This is a genomic window from Roseinatronobacter domitianus (assembly GCF_023336755.1).
GTDB classification, from domain to species: domain Bacteria; phylum Pseudomonadota; class Alphaproteobacteria; order Rhodobacterales; family Rhodobacteraceae; genus Roseinatronobacter; species Roseinatronobacter domitianus.
On sequence record NZ_JALZWP010000005.1, the window covers coordinates 78,367 to 98,887 of the forward strand.

Sequence of the window (20,521 nt, forward strand, 5' to 3'; positions counted from 1 at the left end):
TGACGTCATGCTAAACGCATCAAGCCGCGCCCCAAGCGCGGCTTTTTCATATCTAAACCGCCTTATCTGCATAGGCCGTAGCCTACGCCAAACCGCCTGCACATTGCAGGCAGCGACGGATCAAGGCACGCCTATAAAGAATTGGGAAGCCTTGGTGCGGGTGGGGAGACTCGAACTCCCACGCCTTGCGGCGGAGGATTTTGAATCCTCTGCGTCTACCATTCCGCCACACCCGCACGGTCGGCTGCGCATCCATTAGCTTGCTTTAAAGCCCTCTGCAACAGGATGATATGCCAAGTGGTGCAGTTTTTCATGCACGCTTGCAGCCGTTTGGGCCGAACGCCGGCCAAGATTGACCAATCCCTTGTTTTACGCTATCAGCAGCGCATCTCGTCGGTTCCGACGTGGATGTGAGCGGGGCGCGGCGTAAAGGCGTCCCAAAAACCGATAACGGCCCGATGCCGTATCAGATGGACGCATATGACCCTTTTTTCCGACCTTAAGCTGGACCCCAAGGTCCTCAAAGCCATTGCTGAAGCTGGCTACACCACGCCGACCCCGATTCAGGCAGAAGCCATTCCGCACGCGCTTGAAGGCCGGGACGTGCTGGGGATTGCCCAGACCGGAACCGGCAAGACCGCCTCTTTCACGCTGCCGATGATAACGCGCCTTGGGCGTGGTCGTGCCCGTGCGCGGATGCCGCGCAGCTTGGTGCTGGCGCCTACGCGCGAACTGGCTGCCCAAGTGGCCGAGAATTTCGACACTTATGCCAAGCATACCCGCCTGACCAAGGCGCTGCTCATTGGCGGTGTGGCGTTTGGCGAACAGGACAAACTGATCGACCGCGGCGTTGATGTGCTGATCGCCACCCCAGGCCGGTTGCTGGACCATTTCGAGCGCGGCAAACTGCTGTTGACCGGGGTTGAAGTGATGGTCGTCGACGAAGCCGACCGGATGCTGGATATGGGATTCATTCCCGATATCGAACGCATCTTCAACCTGACACCCTTCACACGACAGACATTCTTCTATTCCGCGACGATGGCGCCGGAAATAGAGCGGATCACCAACACTTTCTTGTCGAACCCCGCCCGTGTGGAAATCGCGCGTCAGGCGACGGCGTCGGAAACCATCACGCAAGAGCTGATCGAATTGCAGGCAACGCGCCGCGATGCAGCGGCCAAAGCCAAGCGCGAAGCCTTGCGCAAGATTATTGAGGCCGAAGGCGACACGCTTGAAAACGCGATCATCTTTTGTAACCGCAAGGTAGATGTCGATGTGCTGTCAAAGTCGCTTATCAAGCACAAGCTGGATGCGGCACCAATTCATGGTGATCTGGACCAATCCGTGCGCACCCGGACACTGGAAAAGTTCCGCAACGGTGAGTTGCGCTTGTTGATCGCATCGGACGTGGCCGCGCGCGGGCTGGATGTTCCTTCGGTTAGCCATGTGTTCAACTTCGACCTGCCATCCCACCCAGAGGATTACGTTCACCGCATTGGCCGCACCGGCCGCGCAGGGCGGTTGGGCAAGGCAATTTCGTTGATGGTTCCCTCCGATCAGAAATACTTGGACGGGATAGAGGCGCTACTGCAAAAGCCCCTGCCCCGCGGCACTGCCCCCGATATGGGTCTGGCGTCTACTCGCCCCGCAGAAGTGGCTGAAGAGGATGCGCCAAAGCCCAAGCGCACCCGCCGTGCGCGCAAACCCGCGAATGACAACGCAGAGGCGCAAGCGGACACAGCTGTTGCTCCAACCGAACCGCAGGCAGCCCCGGAAGTCGCCCCAGAGGTGGAGTCGGCACCCGCACCGCAGCAAGAGCGCCCGGCCCGCGGTAGAGGGCGTGACCGCGACAACAATCGGCGCGACAATGATCGCCGCGACAATCGCAACCGCAATGACGGGCCGGTGGGCATGGGCGATCATGTCCCGGACTTTTTGCTGCGCGAATTTCGCACGGCCTGATCTGGCCGCACAAACCTAGGAAAAACCGCGCAAAGCCAATGCCTTGCGCGGTTTTCTAAATGCCAAATATCATCACCGATACAGCAACGATACCTTGTTGTGGAACAGGTGCAGTTTGGCCGGGTCGGCTTTCAGCTTCACAGTCTTGCCGCGCAGGTCGGCATGCGTGCCCGCAAGCTTGGCGAGGACCGGGTTCGCATCGGGCGCGTCCGGCTTGAAGTAAAGAACCGTCAATTCGCCCAAAGCTTCGATCAGATCAACCTCGCCCTGATACAGGTAATCTTCGTCATCACTGGCGATCAGGTCTTCCGGGCGCACACCCAGATTAACCTTCAACCCCTTATCGGCATCTGTGGTCGGGATCTGCACGGTGGCCACACCGCCGCCATCCAGCTTTACGCGGGTTTGCGCGCCGGTTTCCACCACCTCGCCCGGCAGCAGGTTCATAGCCGGAGAGCCGATGAACTGCGCCACGAATTCACCATTGGGGCGGTCATATAGCTCCAATGGCGTGCCGACCTGTGCAATGCCCCCGCCAGCCAACACAACGATGCGGGTGGCCAATGTCATCGCTTCCACCTGGTCATGGGTGACATAGACCATTGTGGATTCGGGCATGGATTCCTTCAGCTTCGCGATCTCGATCCGGGTTGCCACGCGCAGCGCCGCGTCAAGGTTCGAGAGCGGTTCGTCGAACAGATAGACCTTCGGGTCGCGCACGATGGAGCGGCCAATCGCCACCCGCTGTCGCTGCCCGCCTGATAGCGCCTTGGGCAAACGGTCCAGATACGGGCCAAGTTGCAGAATATCCGCCGCTTTATTCACGGCGGCGTCTATTTCGGCCTTGGTTTTCTTGGCGATTTTCAGCGCGAAGGCCATATTGTCGCGCACCGTCATATGCGGATAAAGCGCGTAGGATTGGAACACCATGGCGATACCGCGCTGCGCAGGCGGAATGTCATTGACGACCATGCCGTCAATTTCCAGCGTGCCGCCGGTGATCTTTTCCAGCCCCGCGATCATGCGCAGAAGCGTGGATTTGCCGCAGCCCGAAGGCCCGACAAACACGATCAACTCACCTTGTTGGATATCAAGGTTGATGTCCGACAACACCTTGACCTCGCCATAGGCTTTTTCGACATCGGTCAGTTTCAGATCGGCCATGGGTTCCTCCCCCTCGTTTTATCGTTTCAGCAACAAGCAGGGCTGCCATGGTCCCAGATGCACCAGCCCATCCTCTCCGGCACCGGAAGAATTCAGCTCTTGCCCCACCGTGATCCAGTTTCCGTCCGGCAAATACAGCGTGGTCGGCTCGTGGCTAAGGTTGAAAGCGCAGAACATCGTTTCACCCGCCTCCTCGCGGATGAAGGACAGCGTATCGCCCGACACATGCAGATCACGCATAGCCCCGCGCGCGAGCGCGCGGTGGGCATGGCGCAAATCTATGGCGCGGCGATAATGGTGCAGCAGCGCATCGGGCGCGCGTTCCTGCGCATCGACCGACAGGCCGATATGCTCGCGCGACACGGGCAGCCATGGCACATCGGTTGAAAAGCCACCGTTCAGGGTAGATTTCTCCCAGACCATCGGCGTGCGGCACCCATCGCGGCCTTTATATTCGGGCCAGAATTGAATTCCGTAAGGATCGCGCAGGTCTTCGAACACCAGTTCCGCCTCGGGCAGGCCCAGTTCTTCGCCCTGATACAGGCAGACAGATCCCCGCAGGCACATCATCAGCGTGGCATAGGCGCGCACGGCGGCGGGCGACATGTCCCAGCGCGAAATATGGCGCATCACGTCATGGTTGGAAAACGCCCAGCAGGCCCAGCCTTCGGGCGCGACATAATCCAGATGGCGCAAAACGGCGGCAATGCGCGCGGCAGAGGGCTGGTCGGCGGCCAGAAATTCGAACGCGTAGCACATCTGCACCTTGTCATTGCCAGAGGTGTATTCGCCCAGAATTTCCAGACCCTTCTGCGCATCCCCCACTTCGCCCACGGCGGCGGCGCCATATGTGTCCAGCAGCGCGCGGAAGCGGCGCAGGAATTCCAGGTTTTCAGGCTGGTTCTTGTCATAGAGATGTTCTTGATGGTTGTAGGGGTTCACCGCCGGCGCGATATTCGCGTTGCGCTGTTCCGGCGGCAGCGGCGGGTTGTTGCGCAACTGGTAGTCATGGACATAGAAGTTGATCGTATCAAGACGGAAGCCATCTACCCCGCGTTCCAGCCAAAACCGGGTCACGTCCAGCAATTCCTGTTGCACAGCGGGTTCGTGAAAGTTCAGATCCGGCTGAGAGGTCAGGAAATTGTGCAGATAGTATTGCAGGCGCGTCGCATCCCATGCCCAGGCGGACCCACCGAAGATGGACAGCCAGTTATTGGGCGGCGTGCCATCAGGTTTCGGGTCAGCCCAGACATACCAATTTGCGCGCGGGTTGTCGCGCGACGAGCGGCTTTCTTTGAACCACGGGTGCTGGTCCGACGAATGCGACAGCACAAGGTCAATCAGAACCTTTATGCCCAGCCCATGCGCAGTGGTAATGATCGCATCGAAATCGGCCAATGTGCCGAACATCGGGTCCACGTCGCAGTAATCGGACACGTCATAGCCGAAATCCTTCATCGGAGAGGTGAAGAACGGGCTGATCCAGATCGCGTCCACGCCAAGGCTGGCGATATAGGGCAAGCGCTGCACGATGCCGCACAGATCGCCAATACCGTCGCCGTTGCTGTCCTGAAAGCTGCGGGGGTAGATCTGGTAGATCACCGCACCGCGCCACCAATCGGGGGTTAGTTCCAGCCCATGATCGGGCTGCAACATTGCATTAGCAGTCACGTTATATTCCTTACTTGACCGAGCCGGCCAACAGGCCGCGCACGAGGTAGCGTTGCATTGTGAAGAAGACGATCAGCGGCACCGCAATCGAGACAAAGGCCGCCGTGGCCAAGATGCCCCAATCTCCCCCCCGCGACCCCAGAAGGTCGTCGGCGATCTTCACGGTCATGACCTGCGATTCCGCGCCAGATGGCAAGAAAACTTTGGCCACAAGCAGGTCGTTCCATGTCCAGAGGAACTGGAAGATCGCGAAAGAGGCAAGTGCCGGGAAACTGAGCGGCAGGATGATCTTGGTGAAGATCTGGAAATCGGTCGCACCATCGACCTTGGCACCTTCGATGATGTCACGAGGCAGGCCCACCATGTAATTGCGTAACAAATACACCGCCAAGGGTAAGCCAAAGCCGGTATGGGCAAGCCATATCCCCAGAAAACTTTGCCCTATACCAATACTTGTATGCAGACTCAGCAGCGGCACAAGCGCAAGCTGCAAGGGCACCACCAGAAGCCCCACCACGGCGGCGATCAACACTCCGCGCCCCGGAAAATCCATCCAAGCCAACGCATAAGCCGCAAAGGCCGCGATCAGGATCGGTATGATCGTGGCCGGGATGGTCACGGTCAGCGTGTTGATGAACGCGCGGTCCATGCCGTTGGCGTTCAACACCGTATCATAGTTTAACAACGTAAAACGCGGCGGTGTTTCAGCGGCAATATAAACGGTCGGCCCGCGGTCTATCGGCTCGGCGCTTTCCAAGCGGAAGCTGCCATCGGCCTGAACCGTCAACGTGCCGCCGCTGCGCAACTCGGTCGCGGTGCCGGGCGCGAATTCGTCGGGTGCGACCGCCCGTGTGCCGAAAGCCGAGACTGAACCATTGCCATCGGGGAAAGCCTCTGCAATCTCGGGGTCGTCGAACAGGTTGCCCTCCAACACATACAAATCGCCCTCTTGGCGCGCCCCGTCGGCAGCAACCCGCGCCCGGAAATTCAAATCGACCGAGAAAGGTGCCTGCCACCAGCCGGAGTTCGAGATCTGGTCGCGCTCACGAAAGGACGACACGAACAGCCCGATCGTCGGCAAAAGCCACAGCAGCACAAGGATGATGACGGTAATATTGACCGCAATCTTCCCACCCTGATTCTGACCTGCGATATTGTCCATTGGTTAACTCTCCCTCGCGCCAGTCAGCGCATTTCCTTGCGCGCCTGACGGATGTTCCAGATCATCACCGGCAGAACCAGCAGCATAATCACGAAAGCCACGGCGGTCGCGCGCCCATCATCGCGGAACATGAAGGACATCATGTAGCTGGGCAGGATTTCGGTGTCGAAATTGCCGCCGGTCATGGTGTAGACAATGTCGAACACTTTCAGCACCAGAATGGTGATCGTGGTCCAGACCACGACGATCGTGCCCATGATCTGCGGCACCTTGATCTGGAAAAAGACCTCGAACGGGTTCGCGCCGTCGATGATCGCGGCCTCTATGGTTTCTTCCGGGATACCGCGCAGCGCCGCCGACAGAATGACCATGGCAAAGCCCGTCTGAATCCAGACCAGGATGAACATCAGGAAGAAATTGTTCCAAAACGGTATTTGCAGCGGGTCCACCGGGCTCAGCCCCATCGAGTCCCGGATGGAATTGATGATGCCAATGTCGGGGTTGGCCGAATAGACGAATTTCCAGATCAGTGACGCACCGACGAAGGAAATTGCCATCGGCATGAAAATCAATGATTTGGCAATATTGCCCCAAGCCATACGGTCGGTCAGTTGCGCCACCAACAACCCCAGAAAGGTTGCCATAGCGGGCACGACCAGCACCCAGAGCAGGTTGTTGAACACTGCGGTGCGGAAGGCTTCCTCGGCAAACAGGTTGGCGTAGTTGCCCAGACCGATGAACTCGTCCCCCGCGCGGTTGAACAGAGACCGATAGAACGACCCGACAACAGGGTAGACCAGATACAGGCCCAGCGCGAACATGGCCGGGAACAGGAACAACCAAGGCCGGACCTTATTTGCACGGTTTATATTCCGGCCTGTCTGCGGTCCCTTGGCCGGAAAGATCACCTTATCAAGGATGATGTTTGACGCGTAGAAATACCCCACGCAGCCACCCACACCGATGATGATGGTCAATAGGCCCTGCAAGACTGGTGTCATGGCGATGCTCCCTGCCTGCGCATTGCGCGTTCGGATCGAATGTCGGGGGATATTGGGGAACCCCCCGCCGAAACCGGCGAGGAGTCGCTGCAAACGGATCGCTTACTTGATGGTGTCCCAGCGTTCCTGGATAGTGGCCGCCACGTCCTCGGCGCTCGCGCCGGTGACGTAATCGACCATGCCGGTCCAGAAAGCACCCGCCCCAATCTCACCCGGCATAAGGTCAGACGCGTCAAAGCGGAAGGTGGTCGCGTTTGCCAGAATCTCACCCTGCGCGCGCTCGGAATCGGTCGCGTAGGTTTCCAGATTCACGCCACCATGCGCGGTCAGGAAGCCGCCCTGTGCCATCCACAGTTCATGCGCGATCGGCAGCTTCAGGAATTCCAGCATTGCGGTGGTCGCGTCCGACGGGTCGGTGATCGCGAACAAGGTGCCCGCGCCAAGAACCGGGCGGCCAAGATCAGCTTCCTCGAATGCGGGGAAGTAGAAGAAGTCTACATCCGCGCCCACCTCGGTGCCCTCGGGAAAGAAGGCCGGGATGAAAGACGCCTGACGGTGCATATAGCAGGCAGGCGGAATCGCGAACAAGCCCGCGGGGCTGTCACGGAAATCGGTCGTGGCCACGGCCTGTGCGCCGCCCTGAACGAAAGCATCATTCCGCGCGAAAGAGCCAAACTCCTCGATTGCGCCAATCACCGCCGGGTCGTTGAACGGCATTTCGTTCGACACCCACGCATCATAGACTTCAGGTGGCTGGGTGCGCAGCATCATATCCTCGACCCAGTCGGTCGCGGGCCAGCCCGTCGCCGCACCTGACCCCAGACCAATGCACCACGGGGTGCCGCCATCATCGACGATCTGTTGGGTCAGCGCCTTCAGTTCCTCCATGCTTTGCGGAATGTCATAGCCCATTTCGTCAAAGGCCGTGGGCGAATACCAGACCAAAGATTTCAGGTCGACGCGGTAGAACAGCCCATAAAGCTGGTCGTTGCCATCGGCATCCGCATAGGTGCCCAGATCGACCCAGCTTTGCCCGGCGGCGTAGTTCTCGGCCACGAACTCTGCCGTGCCCTCTGGCAGCGGCGTCAGCAGACCTTGGCTTGCCATATCTGCGGCCAGACCCGGCTGGGGAAACACGGCAAGGTTCGGCGCGCTTCCCGCGCGCGTGGAAATCACGATGTCTTGCTCAAAGCTGTCAGAGCCTGAATAGTTTACGGCCGCCCCGGTTGCCGCTTCGAAATAGTCGAAAATCTTGTTGACCTTCTCGGCCTCATTCCCCGTCCAAGGCCCAGTGATCGTCACGGTTTGCCCCGAAAGATCGGTCGAATCTGCAAAAGCGGTAAAGCTGTCCCAAGTGAACGCCCCCTCTCCCGGTGCGACCATCAGGTCCTGCGCCGTGGCGCCAGATGCGACAAGCGCAATCGCGGCCACGCCTGCGTAAAGTCTGGATTTCATTGTCATCCTCCCAAGGTTGACGGTGTGTTGTGCACAATTATTCATCAAGTGCTGACCAGCATCCCAGCAGTTTGGAATCAATTTTTCAAACCGCTTTGGATAGCGCGACACTTACGCATCACATGCAACCTGTCAATTGGGAATTTCATGAAAACCCTTGTTTTTATAGCCATTTCGCAGGTGCAGCATCTTACACAATGAATATTTATCTTTTCATCTCAGACCGTTTCGGATTAGCTTCCGCGACGATCTTCAACACGGTTTGAACAAATCATGGGCGTCACACTCAAGGAATTGGCTTCTGGCCTCGGGCTATCGCCGACCACCGTCAGCCGCGCGCTGAATGGCTACCCAGAGGTGAACCAGGCAACGCGTCAGCGCGTGCTCGATGCCGCGCGCACGGCAAATTATCATCCCAACACGCGCGCCAAAAGTCTGGCCACCGGGCAATCGCGCGCGATCGGGCATATCATCCCCATCTCGACCAGCCATGAGATTGTGAACCCGGTTTTTGCCGATTTCATTGCCGGTGCCGGAGAGGTCTATTCCCGCGCCGGCTATGACATGGTCCTAAGTGTTGTTCCCGATGACGAGGAAGAAAACGCCTATCGCAACATTGTCGCGCGCGGGTCGGTGGACGGGTTGTTGGTTCACGGTCCCCGGCTGCATGATGATCGCATCACGCTGTTGCAGGATCTGGGCCTGCCCTTCATGGTGCATGGCCGCAGTTCTGGGGTGCAGACCCCGTATTCTTGGCTGGACATCAACAACCGCCGGTCGTTCCGGCGCGCAACGGAATTTCTATTGGAACTGGGGCATACCCGCATCGCGCTTGTGAACGGGCTGGAATCGATGGATTTCGCGCTGCGCCGACGCACGGGCTATCTGGACGCATTGGCCGTGGCTGGAATTGTCCCCTGCCCCGACTTGATGCGCAGTGCTGAAATGACAGAGCCGTATGGCCATCAGGCTGGTCGAGAGCTGTTGCGCCTGCCCGACCCGCCCACAGCTTTTCTTGCGTCTTCGATGATCGTGGCTTACGGGCTGCGCCGCGCCCTGACCGACGCCGGGCTGAAACTGGGCCGCGACGTGTCCGTCGTCACCCATGACGACGACCTGTCTTATATGCCCAATGGGCTGGAGGTTCCGCAATTCACCGCCACCTGCTCCTCGGTCCGCGCGGCGGGGCGCAAGACGGCAGACATGTTGTTGTCCTTGGTCCGCGATCCGGATCAAGGCCCGATCACACATCTTATGGAAACCCGGCTGGTGCTGGGCGACAGCACAGGACGACATCGCACATGACCGACTTCACGCATACGCGCGCCGATTTCCCCGACGATTTCCTGTTCGGTGTGGCAACGTCTGCCTATCAGATAGAAGGGCACGGCTTTGGCGGTGCCGGCCGCACGCATTGGGATGATTTCGCCGCCACGCCCGGCAATGTGGTGCGTGCCGAACACGGGGGCCGCGCCTGCGATCATTACCACATGTGGGAGCAGGATCTGGATCTGATCGCCGCTGCCGGGTTCGACATTTACCGCTTTTCTGCATCTTGGGCGCGCGTGCTGCCCGACGGGCGCGGGGCGGTGAATACCGAGGGTCTTGATTATTACGACCGGCTCGTGGACGGGATGCTGGAACGCGGCATCAAGCCCGCGCTGACACTGTATCATTGGGAATTGCCCTCGGCGCTGGCCGATCTGGGCGGCTGGCGCAACCGTGACATCGCGGGCTGGTTCGCGGATTACACGCAGATCCTGTGCGAACGGATCGGCGACCGGATCTGGTCGGCCGCCCCGATAAACGAGCCTTGGTGCGTGGGCTGGCTGTCGCATTTCATGGGCGCGCACGCGCCCGGCCTGCGCGACATCCGCGCTACCGCCCGCGCCATGCACCATATCGGTCTGGCCCATGGGCGCGCCACGCAGGTCATGCGCGGGCTTGGTATGGGCAATTTGGGCGCGGTGTGCAATTTCGAATACGCCCTGCCCCTTGGCGAGAGCGACGCCGACCGCAGCGCGGCGCAGCTCTACGATGGCATTTACAATCGCTGGTTCATTGGGGCCATGTTCAAAGGCGCATACCCCGCTGATGTGCTGGAGGGGCTTGCCCCCCACATGCCCAAAGGCTGGCAAGACGACATGGCCACAATCCGCCAACCACTTGATTGGCTGGGGCTGAATTATTATACCTGCAAACGCATCGCGCATGACCCAGCCAGCGCATGGCCGCAACTGTCCGAACATGTGGGCGACTTGCCGAAAACCCAGATGGGGTGGGAGATCTGCCCCAACGGACTTGCACATTTCCTACATTTTGTGGGCGAATATGCCGGGACTCTGCCGCTATACGTTACAGAAAACGGCATGGCGAACCCCGACACACCAGAGCAGCCCGACCATGCCCGCATTGCCTATCTGAACGCACATCTCGACGCGGCAAAAACAGCGATGGCCAAAGGCGCGAAGCTGAAGGGCTATATTATCTGGTCGTTGCTGGACAATTACGAATGGTCCCTTGGCTATGAAAAGCGTTTCGGGTTGGTGCATGTCGATTTCGAGAGCTTGCAACGCCGCCCAAAAGCGTCTTATCAGGCATTGCAACAGGCGTTAGCGCGAACATAAGCCGCGCCGGCGCGCAGCCCAAGGGTAGCACATGGCAGATAAAGACGCTCCGGTTCTGGTCGCTGATGTTGGCGGCACAAATACGCGCGTGGCACTCGCGCGCGGCACGACGCTTATCGCGGGCACGACCGAACGTTTCCGCAATGCCGAGCATTCCGGGCTGGAAACGGTGCTGGCCGAATACCTGTCCAAACATCGCAGCCTGCCCGCGCGCGCGGCGATTGCGCTGGCCGGGCCGGTGCGCGGTGCCTCGGGTGCGATGACCAATCTGGGCTGGACCATGCAGGCGGATGAACTGGCCCGCATGACCGGTATTCGACATGTCGCCCTTCTGAACGACCTGCAGGCGCAAGGCCACGCCCTGCCGCATTTGCCTGCCGAACACCTGCGGAAGATCCGCGAAGGCCAGCCCGAAGGCGGCACGCGGCTGGTCATCGGGCTTGGCACGGGTGTGAATGCCGCACCGGTTTACCCTGCGGGCGCGGGGTATATCGTGCCCCCCGCCGAAGCCGGGCATATTCACTTGCCGCAACAGAATGAAGAAGATCAGCAGCTTGCCCGCTGGCTTGTTGCGCGACGCGGCTTTGCGTCGGTCGAGGATGTGCTGGCCGGGTCCGGGCTGGAACGGCTTTATGCTTATCACGCAGAGCGCGCGGGCGGTGCCCCCGCCCTTGGCGCCAGCGCAATCATGGACGAGATGGGCGCCTGCACCACGCTGGCCACCAGTGTCGGCCGCCATTACGTCCGCCTTCTGGCGCAATACACCGCCGATCTGGCCCTGACCACGCTGCCCTTTGGCGGCATATATTACATTGGTGGCGTTGCGCGGGCGTTCACGCCATTTATGGCGCGCTTCGGTTATGATGCGGCCTTCACCGATATGGGCCGGTTTTCCGACCTGGTGGCACAGTTCCCTGTGGCCTTGGTCGAGGATGATTTCGCCGCCCTGACAGGTTGTGCGGCTTATCTGGCGGCATGACCCCTTGCCGGGCGCGGCGGATTAGGCCAACCCTTGCAGCATGGAATGGCGCGACGAGTGTATCCTTCTGGCAAGCCGCCCCTTGGGCGAAGGCACCGCGCTGATCGAGCTGTTCAGCGGGCTGCATGGCCGCCATGGCGGGGCTTTGCGTGGCGGGGCTTCGCGCAAGATGGCGCCACTGTTGCAACCGGGCGCGCAGCTGGATGCGACATGGCGCGCGCGTCTGGACAGCCAGTTGGGCAGTTTCACCGTGGAACCCTTGCGCGGGCGCGCGGGCGCGTTGCTGTCCGACCGGCTGGCGCTGCTGGGCTTGGGTGCAGTGTGCGCGCTGACCCGCTACGCCCTGCCCGAACGCCAGCCCTATCCCGAACTCTATCGGCACACGGTCGCGGTGCTAGACCGGTTGGGACATCCCGGCTGGCTGCATGACTATGCGCTTTGGGAGCTGACTTTGCTGGAGGAAACCGGCTACGGGCTGGACCTTGCGCAATGCGCGGTCACGGGTGCGACAGAGGGGCTGGCCTATGTCAGCCCGCGCACGGGCCGCGCGGTCACGGCAGAGGGTGCAGGCGATTACGCCGCGCGCCTGCTGCCCTTTCCGGCGGGCCTGCATGAAGACGGTGGGCTTGATGCCGAAGGGCTGAACGCGGCGCTGGCACTAAGCGGCCATTTCCTGACCGACTGGCTGGCGCGCGCTATGGACAAACCCTTGCCAGAGGCCCGCGCGCGGCTGGTGCGCGCGGTGGTATAACGCATGAAAAAGCCCCGGCCAAAAACCGGGGCTTAGATGTTGCACAAAACCGGTTTAGATAACCCGGACCTGCGTGCCGACCTCGACGATCTCATACAGATTTTCAGCATGCGGGTTCAGCATACCGAAACAGCCATTCGATGCCCGACGCCCGATCTTGGCGGGGTTGTCGATGCCATGAATGCGGTAATACTGCCAGCTTAGGTTCAGCGCACGTGACCCAAGCGGGTTACGCGGGTCCGCACCTTCGACGCGCGCGGGCAAGGACGGGTCACGCTCACGCATGGAAGGGGTGGGAATCCATGTCGGCTCGAACCGCTTCAGCGTGATTTCGGTGTAGCCCCGGCGCGTGAACTCCTCCGACATCGGCACCGAGCAGGGATGCACAAGGTAGGTGCTTTCATCCTCGGACCAGTAATGCAGCGCGCGCGAATAGGTGTCACACAGGATGGCGCCTTTGCGCAGCGACTGGAAATGATCCTTCCAGTGGTGGTTACGAAAGCCCATCACGTTGCGGGGCGCGGTGCGGATATTCTGTTCGGCCTCATACTCTGGCACCGCCTGAGCACGCAAGATTGACGGTGTCGCCAAGCCACCAAGAGCAATGGCCCCAGAGCCAAGAAGTGCGCGACGCGTTAATTTGTCAGTCATGCCATATTCCTTTTATCGCATTTGAAACATCAATGCCGCCGATGCGCCTAGAATAGCAAGTCACGACCGCGTGGGGAAGCAGGGCTGTTGCGCCTCTGCATCGCGTGTGGAAGTGCCCCGCGCGCCCAAAGCAAGGGCGGCGCGACCAGTTCACCGGGCCGCGCGGATCAGGCCCACGATGTCATAGCATTGTTCCAGAATCGGCTGGGCTATCGCGTTCGCCCGCGCGGCACCATCCCCCAATATCCGGTCAATTTCCGCCACATCCTGCATCAAGCGGCTCATCTCCGCGTTGATGGGGGCAAGCTTGTCCACCGCCAGATCAGCCAGCGCCGGTTTGAACGTGCCGAAGCCCTGCCCGGCATATTGCGCGATCACATCCTCTGGGGTGATATCGGCCAAAGCGGCATAGATATTTACAAGGTTGCGCGCCTCTGGGCGTTCTGCCAGCGCGTCCAGCGTATCGGGCAAAGGTTCCGGGTCCGTGCGCGCCTTGCGCAGTTTCTGCGCAATCGCGTCGGCGTCATCAGTCAGGTTGATGCGGCTCATATCCGACGGGTCGGATTTTGACATCTTCTTTGTGCCATCGCGCAAGGACATGACACGGGTCGCCGCCCCTTCGATGACAGGCTCCACAATCGGGAAAAACTCGACCCCGAAATCATGGTTGAACTTGGCGGCAATGTCGCGCGTCAGTTCCAGATGTTGTTTCTGATCCTCACCCACAGGCACATGCGTGGCGTGATAGGCCAGAATATCAGCCGCCATCAGCGCCGGATAGGCAAACAGGCCGACGCTGGCATTTTCGGCGTTCTTACCCGCCTTGTCCTTGAACTGCGTCATCCGCTTCAGCCAGCCCATGCGGGCCACGCAGTTGAAAATCCATGCCAATTCCGCATGGGCAGGAACTTGGCTTTGGTTGAACAGAATGGACCGCGCCGGGTCGATGCCCGCCGCGATAAACCCGGCGGCCAGTTCGCGCGTGGCGTGGCGCAGCTTCGCGGGGTCTTGCCAGACCGTGATCGCGTGCAGATCAACCATGCAGTAGATGGTTTCGGTGCCATCGTCCTGCGCCTGAACAAAGCGTTTCAGCGCACCAAGGTAATTGCCCAGCGTCAACCCGCCCGAGGGCTGGATGCCGGAAAAAATGCGCGGCGGAAAAGCCTTGGGCGTATCGGACATGAGGCGGCGCTCCGTGCTGGAAAAGCTGTTGGCAATCGCTTAGCCTTGGGGGCCGATAACGTCAACCAAGGCCGATCCGTGAGCGACGAGTCCCACCCCGCACCCCTGTTGAACCCGCTCCCTTGGGCGGTGTGGCTGCTGACGCTTGCAATTGCCGGGGTGGAATTGGTCTTGTGGGCTGGCGCGCATGGGCTGGTCAACTGGGCCGGTAGCGCTGGCTGGCGCGCACAGGCGCTGGTGGCCTTTGGTATCAGCCCCGAATTGCAGGGCTGGATGTGGGAAAGCGGGCAGTATCCCCCCGAAGGGCTTTGGCGCTACCTTGTCTATGGCTTCGTTCACCTTGGCCCAATGCAGGCCGCGCTTGTGGTCGTCATCACCGCCGCATTGGGCAAAGCCTGCGCCGAGCGGCTGGGATCGCTGCGGGTTTTGGTGCTGCTGACGCTTGCCCAAGCCGCAGGCGGCGTGGCTTTCGGGCTTGTGGCAGACCCCGGCGCGTGGCTGATCGGCGGCTACCCGATCATCTTTGCGCTGGCCGGAGCCTATGCCGCGCTGATGGGCACACGCCCCGCGCTGTTTCTGGTTGCGGTTCTTGTCGTCGCACGCCTTGGCCTGACCGCCCTTGCAGGGGGCGGCATGGATTGGCTGGCAGACCTGACCGCGCTGGGCATAGGCGCGGCCTTGGCCCGCGTGCTGGACGGGCCAATTCTGGAACGCCTGCGCCAGAGGTAAGACTTAACGCAGGTCAGGCGGCGTGCCCTCGGCCACCAAATCCGCGACAAGCGCATCCAGCGCCTGCGTCTGGGTCCGATTATCGCCCAAGCGGCGCACGGACACAGTGCGTTCCTCGACCTCGCGCGCGCCTATGGCCAAAATGACCGGCACCTTGCCCAATGAGTGTTCACGGACCTTGTAATTGATCTTTTCATTACGCAGGTCCAACTCTGCCCGCAGCCCGGCGGCTTGCAAGGCGGCGACCACTTCGCGGCAATACTCATCCGCATCCGACACGATAGATGCAACCACCACCTGACGCGGGGCCAGCCACAAGGGCAGCTTGCCCGCGAAGTTCTCGATCAGGATACCGATGAAGCGCTCGAACGACCCCAGAACCGCGCGGTGCAGCATGACAGGGCGGTGCTTTTCGCCGTCTTGGCCGATATAGCTGGCGTCCAGCCGTTCGGGCAGGTTCGGGTCCACCTGAAGCGTGCCGCATTGCCAGTCGCGCCCGATGGCGTCAGTCAGCACGAATTCCAACTTGGGGCCGTAGAACGCGCCCTCGCCCTCGAAAATCTCGTAAGCGTGACCCGCCGCTATCACGGCCTTGGCCAGCGCGTCCTCTGCGTAATCCCAGCTTTCTTCGGTCCCGATGCGCTGCTCTGGCCGGGTGGACAGTTTGATCCGCCATTGGGTAAACCCCAGATCGGCATAGACCCCCGACAGGAACTCGATGAATTTCGTCGATTCCGCTTCGATCTGGCTTGGCATGCAGAAGATATGCGCGTCATCCTGCGTAAAGCCGCGCACCCGCATGATGCCATGCAGCGCGCCCGATGGCTCATACCGGTTACACGACCCAAATTCGGCCATGCGCAAGGGCAGATCGCGGTAGCTTTTCAGGCCCACGTTGAAAATCTGCACATGGCACGGGCAGTTCATCGGTTTCAGCGCGTTGATGGTTTTCTCGCGCGCATGCTCCTCGTCCACTTCGACGATGAACATATTTTCCTGGTAATTGTCCCAATGCCCTGACGCTTCCCACAGCTTGCGGTTCACCACTTGCGGCGTGTTCACCTCGACATAGCCGCCGCGGCGCTGCTGGCGGCGCATGTAATCTTGCAGCGTGGTGTATATGCTCCAACCATTCGCGTGCCAGAAAATCTGGCCCGGCGCTTCTTCTTGCATGTGGAACAGGTCCATCTCGCGGCCCAAGCGGCGGTGGTCACGCTTGGCGGCCTCCTCCAGCATGGTCAGATGGGCCTTTAGATCAGCCCGGTTTTTGAACGCCACGCCATAGATGCGCTGCAACATGGGCCGCGTGCTGTCGCCCAGCCAATAGGCCCCGGCAATGCTCATCAGCTTGAACGCGTCGCCCGGAACCTGGCCCGTGTTTTGCAAATGCGGACCACGGCACAGGTCTTGCCAATCGCCATGCCAATACATCCGCAAGGGCTCATTTTCAGGAATGCGGTCGATCAGTTCCAGCTTGAACGGCTCATTCGCGTCTTTGTAGTGCTGGATCGCACGGGCGCGGTCCCAGACTTCCGTCCGCACGGCCTCGCGCGCGTTGATGATCTTGCGCATCCGCTCTTCGATCTGCGCGAGGTCTTCGGGCACGAACGGCTCTGCGCGGTCAAAGTCATAAAACCAGCCCTTGTCGCGCACCGGGCCGATGGTGACCTTCACGTCCGGCCAAATTTCCTGCACTGCGCGCGCCATGATATGCGCCAGATCGTGGCGGATCAGCTCCAACGCCTGCGCGTCATCCTGCATCGTGTGAATGGCGATGCTGGCATCGGCCATGATCGGCCATTGCAGGTCGTAATGCGCGCCGTTCACCGTGGCGGAAATGGCCTTCTTGCCCAGCGATTTGGAAATGCTGTCGGCCACTTCGGCAGCGGTCACGCCCGCATCATAGTCGCGCGCATTGCCATCAGGAAATGTCAGGGAAATCTGGGCCATAAGCCGGTCCTCGTCTGTTTGGCGCCCACGGAACGCCCGGTTGCGGGTTATATGTGGCGAAGGGTTTGACCTTGGCCGCGCGGAAAGTCAAGTTAGCAGAAACAGCAAGGACGAAAGATGACCCGCCCCGCCGTGCAACGCGCTTATGACATGCTGTCCTCTGAAGATGAGGGCCGCGTCTGCCGCGACATTTCCGACGCCGCCTGCAAGGTGCAGCCCGGCAGTTTCTTGCGCCATGCGATTGCCTTGGGCCTGAACAAATCCGCCGATGGGCTGGTGGACCCGAAACTGGTGCTGTCATGGCTGATGACGCATCTGGGCGCGCCCGCTGCCATGATCGGCTTTCTGGTGCCCATCCGCGAGGCGGGCGCGCTGTTGCCGCAACTGTTCACCGCCGCACGTATTCGCGCCATGGCGCGGCGCAAATGGGCGTGGGCGGCGGCAGGCTTGGGGCAAGGCGTGGGGGCCGCCATGATCGCTTTGGCCGCGATGACAACCACGGGCAGCACGGCGGGCGGGTTGATCCTGTTGGGGCTGGCGGTATTGGCGGTGTCGCGCTCTGTGGCGTCGGTCGCCTATAAAGACGTGCTGGGCAAGACCGTCGCCAAGGGCCAACGCGGAACCGTCACCGGGCTGGCAGGGACATGGGCGGCAGGCGTGGCACTGGCCTTTGCGCTTTCGCTGATCTGGCTAGCAGAGGCGCGCTTTGCCATCGTCACCGGCGCGCTGTTCGCCGCCGCGCTGGCATGGGTTCTGGCGGGCGCGGTATTCGCGGGGCTGCGCGAGGACGCAGGCGCAACCGAGGGCGGCGGCAATGGCGCGGAAGCGGCGCTGGCGAACCTGCGCTACCTGCGCGAAGATCGCGGCCTTGCGCGGTTTATCGTGGCGCGTGGGCTTTTGACCGCGACCGCACTGGCACCGCCGTGGTTCGTGGTGCTGGCCTCGGGCAACGACGCGCTGCAAGGCTTGGGCGCGTTGGTGCTGGCCTCTGCCCTCGCCGCGCTGGTGTCGAGCTATGTCTGGGGGCGGCTGGCTGATCGCTCCTCGCGCATGGTGCTGGTGCTGACGGGGGTCAGCGGGGCGACGTCCATGGTTCTTGCGCTAATCTTCGCAGCACTTGGGTTGGCGGGCACGCTTTGGGCCATGCCGCTGGCGCTGTTCGGGCTGATGATCGCGCATCAAGGCGTGCGGCTGGGGCGCTCGACCTATATCGTGGACATGGCCCCACCTGAACGCCGCGCCGTCTATACCGCGATTGCAAACACCGTTATCGGGGTGATCCTGCTGGCCAGCGGCGTGTTCGGCGCTTTGGCCGCACTGGGCGGGGCGGAACTGACGCTGGCCCTGTTCGCGCTGATGGCAACGGGCGGCGCTTGGGTGGCTTACGGATTGAAGGAATTGGGCGATGGTTGAACATCTGGACACAGCGCAAGGCCGCAAACTGGCCTATTACAAGACTGAAGGGCACGGCCCCGGAATTGTGTTTCTGGGCGGGTTCATGTCGGACATGTCCGGCACCAAAGCGGTCTGGCTAGAGGACTGGGCGCGCGCACAGGGCCGCGCGTTTTTGCGCTTCGACTATTCCGGGCATGGGGAAAGTTCTGGCGCCTTCACCGATGGCTGCATTGGCGATTGGGCGGCGGATGCAACGGCCGCCGTCACCGCGCTGACAGAGGGACCGCAAGTGCTGGTTGGGTCATCCATGGGCGGCTGGATCGCGCTTTTGTTGGCGCGCAGCATGCCAGAGCGGGTGCATGCACTGGTCGGCATAGCCGCCGCGCCTGATTTTACCGAAGACAGCATGTGGCCCGGCCTGACCGATGCCCAGCGGGCCGAGATCATGGACAAGGGCCAGACCACCCTGCCAAACGACTATGACGCGCCCTACACTCTGACCCGCCGCCTGTTCGAGGATGGGCGCGACCAGCTTGTGCTGCCCAGCCCTCTGCCCCTGCCCTTCGCGGTGCGGCTGTTGCAGGGCACCAAGGATGAGGCGGTGGCGACCTCTGTTCCGCTGAAGCTGATGGACCACGCGAAATGTCCCGACATGCGGCTGGAACTGGTGAAGGATGAAGATCACCGCTTTTCATCGCCACGCTGTCTGGATCTGATCGTGCGCGCGATTGAAGATGTCAGCAGCTAGCGGCCAAATGTTTGAAAAGGGAAAGTTCGTAGGACCATCACGCCCCAAAACCCCTAGAACGTGCAGATATTCTGCAAGCTGACCCATTGCCCGTCACTGAGCAACGCGCGCGAGGGTGCCTCGCCCGCCATCGGATCGCCTGCGCGCAAAGCCGGCAGAACAGGGCCGGCATCCGGGTCCAGCGGTTCGGCATTGTCAGCGAAGGCCCGAGCAGACAGGCCCAGCGCCTCGAAACGCGCCAGAAGCGCTGCGACATCTGGCGCCGGGGCCGCAGCGCGCAGGGCATCTTCGGGGTAGCCGGCCAGAGCCTCTTTCGGGACGGCACCCGATGTCAGCAATCCAAAGGTCTTGAACAGGCCCATATGGTCCAGAACCGGCACAACAGGGTCGCCGACGCGCGACCGCGCCTCGGCCAGCAACAAGGCACCGGCAAGCGCCTCGGCGCTTTCAGCCGCGTCCAGCAGGCGAGCGTCGATCACGAATACCCCACCGGGAAAGCGGGCAACCCGCGCAGCGGGCATGTCGCGCATGACCTGCACAGTGGCGGGCTGCTCCAACACCTGCCGTTGCAACGCTTCCAGTGCGGCGCGGCCTTGTGTGGCAGAGCACCGTTGCGCGCCATCCGCTTGCAGGTGCTCGACAAGTGCTGTTCCGATCTCATAGCGGGTGGTCCAGGGCAGCACGGTGGCAGTGTGGCGTTCCAGCGCAGGTGGAAACAGCGCCCCCAGCCCCGCAAGCAAAAGCCCTGCAATGACCACGTAGGATTTGCGGCCCAGCCTGTCGCGCAGGCTGCGCGGCGGGGCGAGCGCGGCCTGCACCGCTTCCAATGCGTCGATCAGCCAATCGTCATCCAGTTCCAGAGTTTCTGCGCCGTCACCCTCTGGGCTGTAAAGCGCGGGTCTTTCACGCGGATTGCGGCGCCGAACAGCAGGCAGCGACCAATGCGACAGCACCTGCATACTACGGCTGTCGGAAATCACGAGCGTCGCATCACCAAAATTGACCACAACCTCGCGGCGCTGGTCTTCGACCCGCGCTGACCACAGGCCGATACCTTCGAGTTTGCGATACTTGTCCAGCGCGGTCATGGC

At 61.2% G+C, this 20,521-nt stretch carries 17 protein-coding genes and 1 tRNA gene; 8 read left to right on the forward strand and 10 right to left on the reverse strand.

Annotation, left to right across the window (positions count from 1 at the left end):
- Window positions 1–152: 152 nt before the first annotated feature.
- Window positions 153–236: transfer RNA gene (locus M3N55_RS06825), tRNA-Leu, on the reverse strand.
- A gap of 244 nt (window positions 237–480) precedes the next feature.
- Between M3N55_RS06825 and M3N55_RS06830 the strand changes: the two genes are divergently transcribed.
- Window positions 481–1,965: a DEAD/DEAH box helicase gene (locus M3N55_RS06830; RefSeq protein ID WP_249057726.1), complete on the forward strand. Its 1,485-nt coding sequence runs from the start codon at window positions 481–483 to the stop codon at window positions 1,963–1,965.
- Window positions 1,966–2,037: 72 nt separating this feature from the next.
- Here the strand turns inward: M3N55_RS06830 and M3N55_RS06835 are convergent, their stop codons facing one another.
- The 5 genes from M3N55_RS06835 to M3N55_RS06855 form a co-directional block, all read right to left on the reverse strand.
- The gene (locus M3N55_RS06835; protein WP_249057728.1) at window positions 2,038–3,129 is read right to left on the reverse strand and encodes an ABC transporter ATP-binding protein; all 1,092 of its coding nucleotides are present in this window, start codon (window positions 3,127–3,129) and stop codon (window positions 2,038–2,040) included.
- Window positions 3,130–3,147: 18 nt separating this feature from the next.
- A complete protein-coding gene (bglA, locus tag M3N55_RS06840) occupies window positions 3,148–4,785 on the reverse strand; it encodes a beta-galactosidase BglA (protein ID WP_249057883.1) in 1,638 nt (545 codons plus the stop codon).
- Between the two features lie 25 nt (window positions 4,786–4,810).
- Window positions 4,811–5,962, reverse strand: a complete 1,152-nt coding sequence (locus M3N55_RS06845) for a carbohydrate ABC transporter permease (RefSeq protein ID WP_249057729.1) — start codon at window positions 5,960–5,962, stop codon at window positions 4,811–4,813.
- Between the two features lie 23 nt (window positions 5,963–5,985).
- The gene (locus tag M3N55_RS06850) at window positions 5,986–6,963 is read right to left on the reverse strand and encodes a carbohydrate ABC transporter permease (protein WP_249057731.1); all 978 of its coding nucleotides are present in this window, start codon (window positions 6,961–6,963) and stop codon (window positions 5,986–5,988) included.
- Window positions 6,964–7,065: 102 nt separating this feature from the next.
- On the reverse strand, window positions 7,066–8,418 hold the full coding sequence (locus tag M3N55_RS06855; protein WP_249057733.1) for an ABC transporter substrate-binding protein: 1,353 nt from the start codon (window positions 8,416–8,418) through the stop codon (window positions 7,066–7,068).
- Window positions 8,419–8,691: 273 nt separating this feature from the next.
- Here M3N55_RS06855 and M3N55_RS06860 point away from each other — a divergent pair, with 273 nt between their 5' ends.
- The 4 genes from M3N55_RS06860 to recO are packed head-to-tail and all read left to right on the forward strand — an operon-like array spanning window position 8,692 to window position 12,775.
- Entirely contained in the window at window positions 8,692–9,723 is a 1,032-nt protein-coding gene (locus M3N55_RS06860; RefSeq protein WP_249057735.1) for a LacI family DNA-binding transcriptional regulator, read from the forward strand.
- Window positions 9,720–11,045, forward strand: a complete 1,326-nt coding sequence (locus M3N55_RS06865; RefSeq protein ID WP_249057737.1) for a GH1 family beta-glucosidase — start codon at window positions 9,720–9,722, stop codon at window positions 11,043–11,045. The genes M3N55_RS06860 and M3N55_RS06865 overlap by 4 nt, the downstream gene beginning before the upstream one ends.
- A 31-nt stretch (window positions 11,046–11,076) precedes the next feature.
- Window positions 11,077–12,024 (forward strand): glucokinase, encoded by a 948-nt coding sequence (locus M3N55_RS06870; protein ID WP_249057738.1) that lies wholly within the window; start codon window positions 11,077–11,079, stop codon window positions 12,022–12,024.
- 40 nt (window positions 12,025–12,064) lie between these two features.
- Entirely contained in the window at window positions 12,065–12,775 is a 711-nt protein-coding gene (recO, locus tag M3N55_RS06875; protein WP_249057740.1) for a DNA repair protein RecO, read from the forward strand.
- Window positions 12,776–12,829: 54 nt separating this feature from the next.
- Here recO and M3N55_RS06880 read toward each other — a convergent pair whose 3' ends face one another.
- Window positions 12,830–13,426 carry a L,D-transpeptidase gene (locus tag M3N55_RS06880; RefSeq protein WP_249057742.1) on the reverse strand — a complete coding sequence of 199 codons (597 nt, stop codon included), beginning with the start codon at window positions 13,424–13,426 and terminating at the stop codon, window positions 12,830–12,832.
- Window positions 13,427–13,576: 150 nt separating this feature from the next.
- Window positions 13,577–14,608, reverse strand: a complete 1,032-nt coding sequence (trpS, locus tag M3N55_RS06885) for a tryptophan--tRNA ligase (RefSeq protein WP_249057744.1) — start codon at window positions 14,606–14,608, stop codon at window positions 13,577–13,579.
- Between the two features lie 78 nt (window positions 14,609–14,686).
- On the opposite strand from trpS, the gene M3N55_RS06890 reads away from it, so the two are divergent.
- Window positions 14,687–15,337, forward strand: a complete 651-nt coding sequence (locus M3N55_RS06890) for a rhomboid family intramembrane serine protease (RefSeq protein WP_249057746.1) — start codon at window positions 14,687–14,689, stop codon at window positions 15,335–15,337.
- A 3-nt stretch (window positions 15,338–15,340) separates the two neighbouring features.
- On the opposite strand, the gene thrS is transcribed toward M3N55_RS06890, so the two are convergent.
- Window positions 15,341–17,287, reverse strand: a complete 1,947-nt coding sequence (gene thrS / locus M3N55_RS06895) for a threonine--tRNA ligase (protein ID WP_249057748.1) — start codon at window positions 17,285–17,287, stop codon at window positions 15,341–15,343.
- Window positions 17,288–17,404: 117 nt separating this feature from the next.
- On the opposite strand from thrS, the gene M3N55_RS06900 reads away from it, so the two are divergent.
- On the forward strand, window positions 17,405–18,700 hold the full coding sequence (locus M3N55_RS06900) for an MFS transporter (protein ID WP_249057749.1): 1,296 nt from the start codon (window positions 17,405–17,407) through the stop codon (window positions 18,698–18,700).
- Window positions 18,693–19,430: an alpha/beta hydrolase gene (locus tag M3N55_RS06905; protein WP_249057751.1), complete on the forward strand. Its 738-nt coding sequence runs from the start codon at window positions 18,693–18,695 to the stop codon at window positions 19,428–19,430. The genes M3N55_RS06900 and M3N55_RS06905 overlap by 8 nt, the downstream gene beginning before the upstream one ends.
- 53 nt (window positions 19,431–19,483) lie before the next feature.
- On the opposite strand, the gene M3N55_RS06910 is transcribed toward M3N55_RS06905, so the two are convergent.
- The gene (locus M3N55_RS06910) at window positions 19,484–20,518 is read right to left on the reverse strand and encodes a hypothetical protein (RefSeq protein WP_249057753.1); all 1,035 of its coding nucleotides are present in this window, start codon (window positions 20,516–20,518) and stop codon (window positions 19,484–19,486) included.
- Window positions 20,519–20,521: the final 3 nt, after the last annotated feature.

Coding starts and splice junctions, on each gene's coding strand:
- M3N55_RS06830 (WP_249057726.1), top strand. CDS start 481: ATGACCCTTTTTTCCGACCTTAAGCTGGACCCCAAGGTCCTCAAAGCC.
- M3N55_RS06835 (WP_249057728.1), bottom strand. CDS start 3,129: ATGGCCGATCTGAAACTGACCGATGTCGAAAAAGCCTATGGCGAGGTC.
- bglA (WP_249057883.1), bottom strand. CDS start 4,785: ATGTTGCAGCCCGATCATGGGCTGGAACTAACCCCCGATTGGTGGCGC.
- M3N55_RS06845 (WP_249057729.1), bottom strand. CDS start 5,962: ATGGACAATATCGCAGGTCAGAATCAGGGTGGGAAGATTGCGGTCAAT.
- M3N55_RS06850 (WP_249057731.1), bottom strand. CDS start 6,963: ATGACACCAGTCTTGCAGGGCCTATTGACCATCATCATCGGTGTGGGT.
- M3N55_RS06855 (WP_249057733.1), bottom strand. CDS start 8,418: ATGAAATCCAGACTTTACGCAGGCGTGGCCGCGATTGCGCTTGTCGCA.
- M3N55_RS06860 (WP_249057735.1), top strand. CDS start 8,692: ATGGGCGTCACACTCAAGGAATTGGCTTCTGGCCTCGGGCTATCGCCG.
- M3N55_RS06865 (WP_249057737.1), top strand. CDS start 9,720: ATGACCGACTTCACGCATACGCGCGCCGATTTCCCCGACGATTTCCTG.
- M3N55_RS06870 (WP_249057738.1), top strand. CDS start 11,077: ATGGCAGATAAAGACGCTCCGGTTCTGGTCGCTGATGTTGGCGGCACA.
- recO (WP_249057740.1), top strand. CDS start 12,065: ATGGAATGGCGCGACGAGTGTATCCTTCTGGCAAGCCGCCCCTTGGGC.
- M3N55_RS06880 (WP_249057742.1), bottom strand. CDS start 13,426: ATGACTGACAAATTAACGCGTCGCGCACTTCTTGGCTCTGGGGCCATT.
- trpS (WP_249057744.1), bottom strand. CDS start 14,608: ATGTCCGATACGCCCAAGGCTTTTCCGCCGCGCATTTTTTCCGGCATC.
- thrS (WP_249057748.1), bottom strand. CDS start 17,287: ATGGCCCAGATTTCCCTGACATTTCCTGATGGCAATGCGCGCGACTAT.
- M3N55_RS06900 (WP_249057749.1), top strand. CDS start 17,405: ATGACCCGCCCCGCCGTGCAACGCGCTTATGACATGCTGTCCTCTGAA.
- M3N55_RS06905 (WP_249057751.1), top strand. CDS start 18,693: ATGGTTGAACATCTGGACACAGCGCAAGGCCGCAAACTGGCCTATTAC.
- M3N55_RS06910 (WP_249057753.1), bottom strand. CDS start 20,518: ATGACCGCGCTGGACAAGTATCGCAAACTCGAAGGTATCGGCCTGTGG.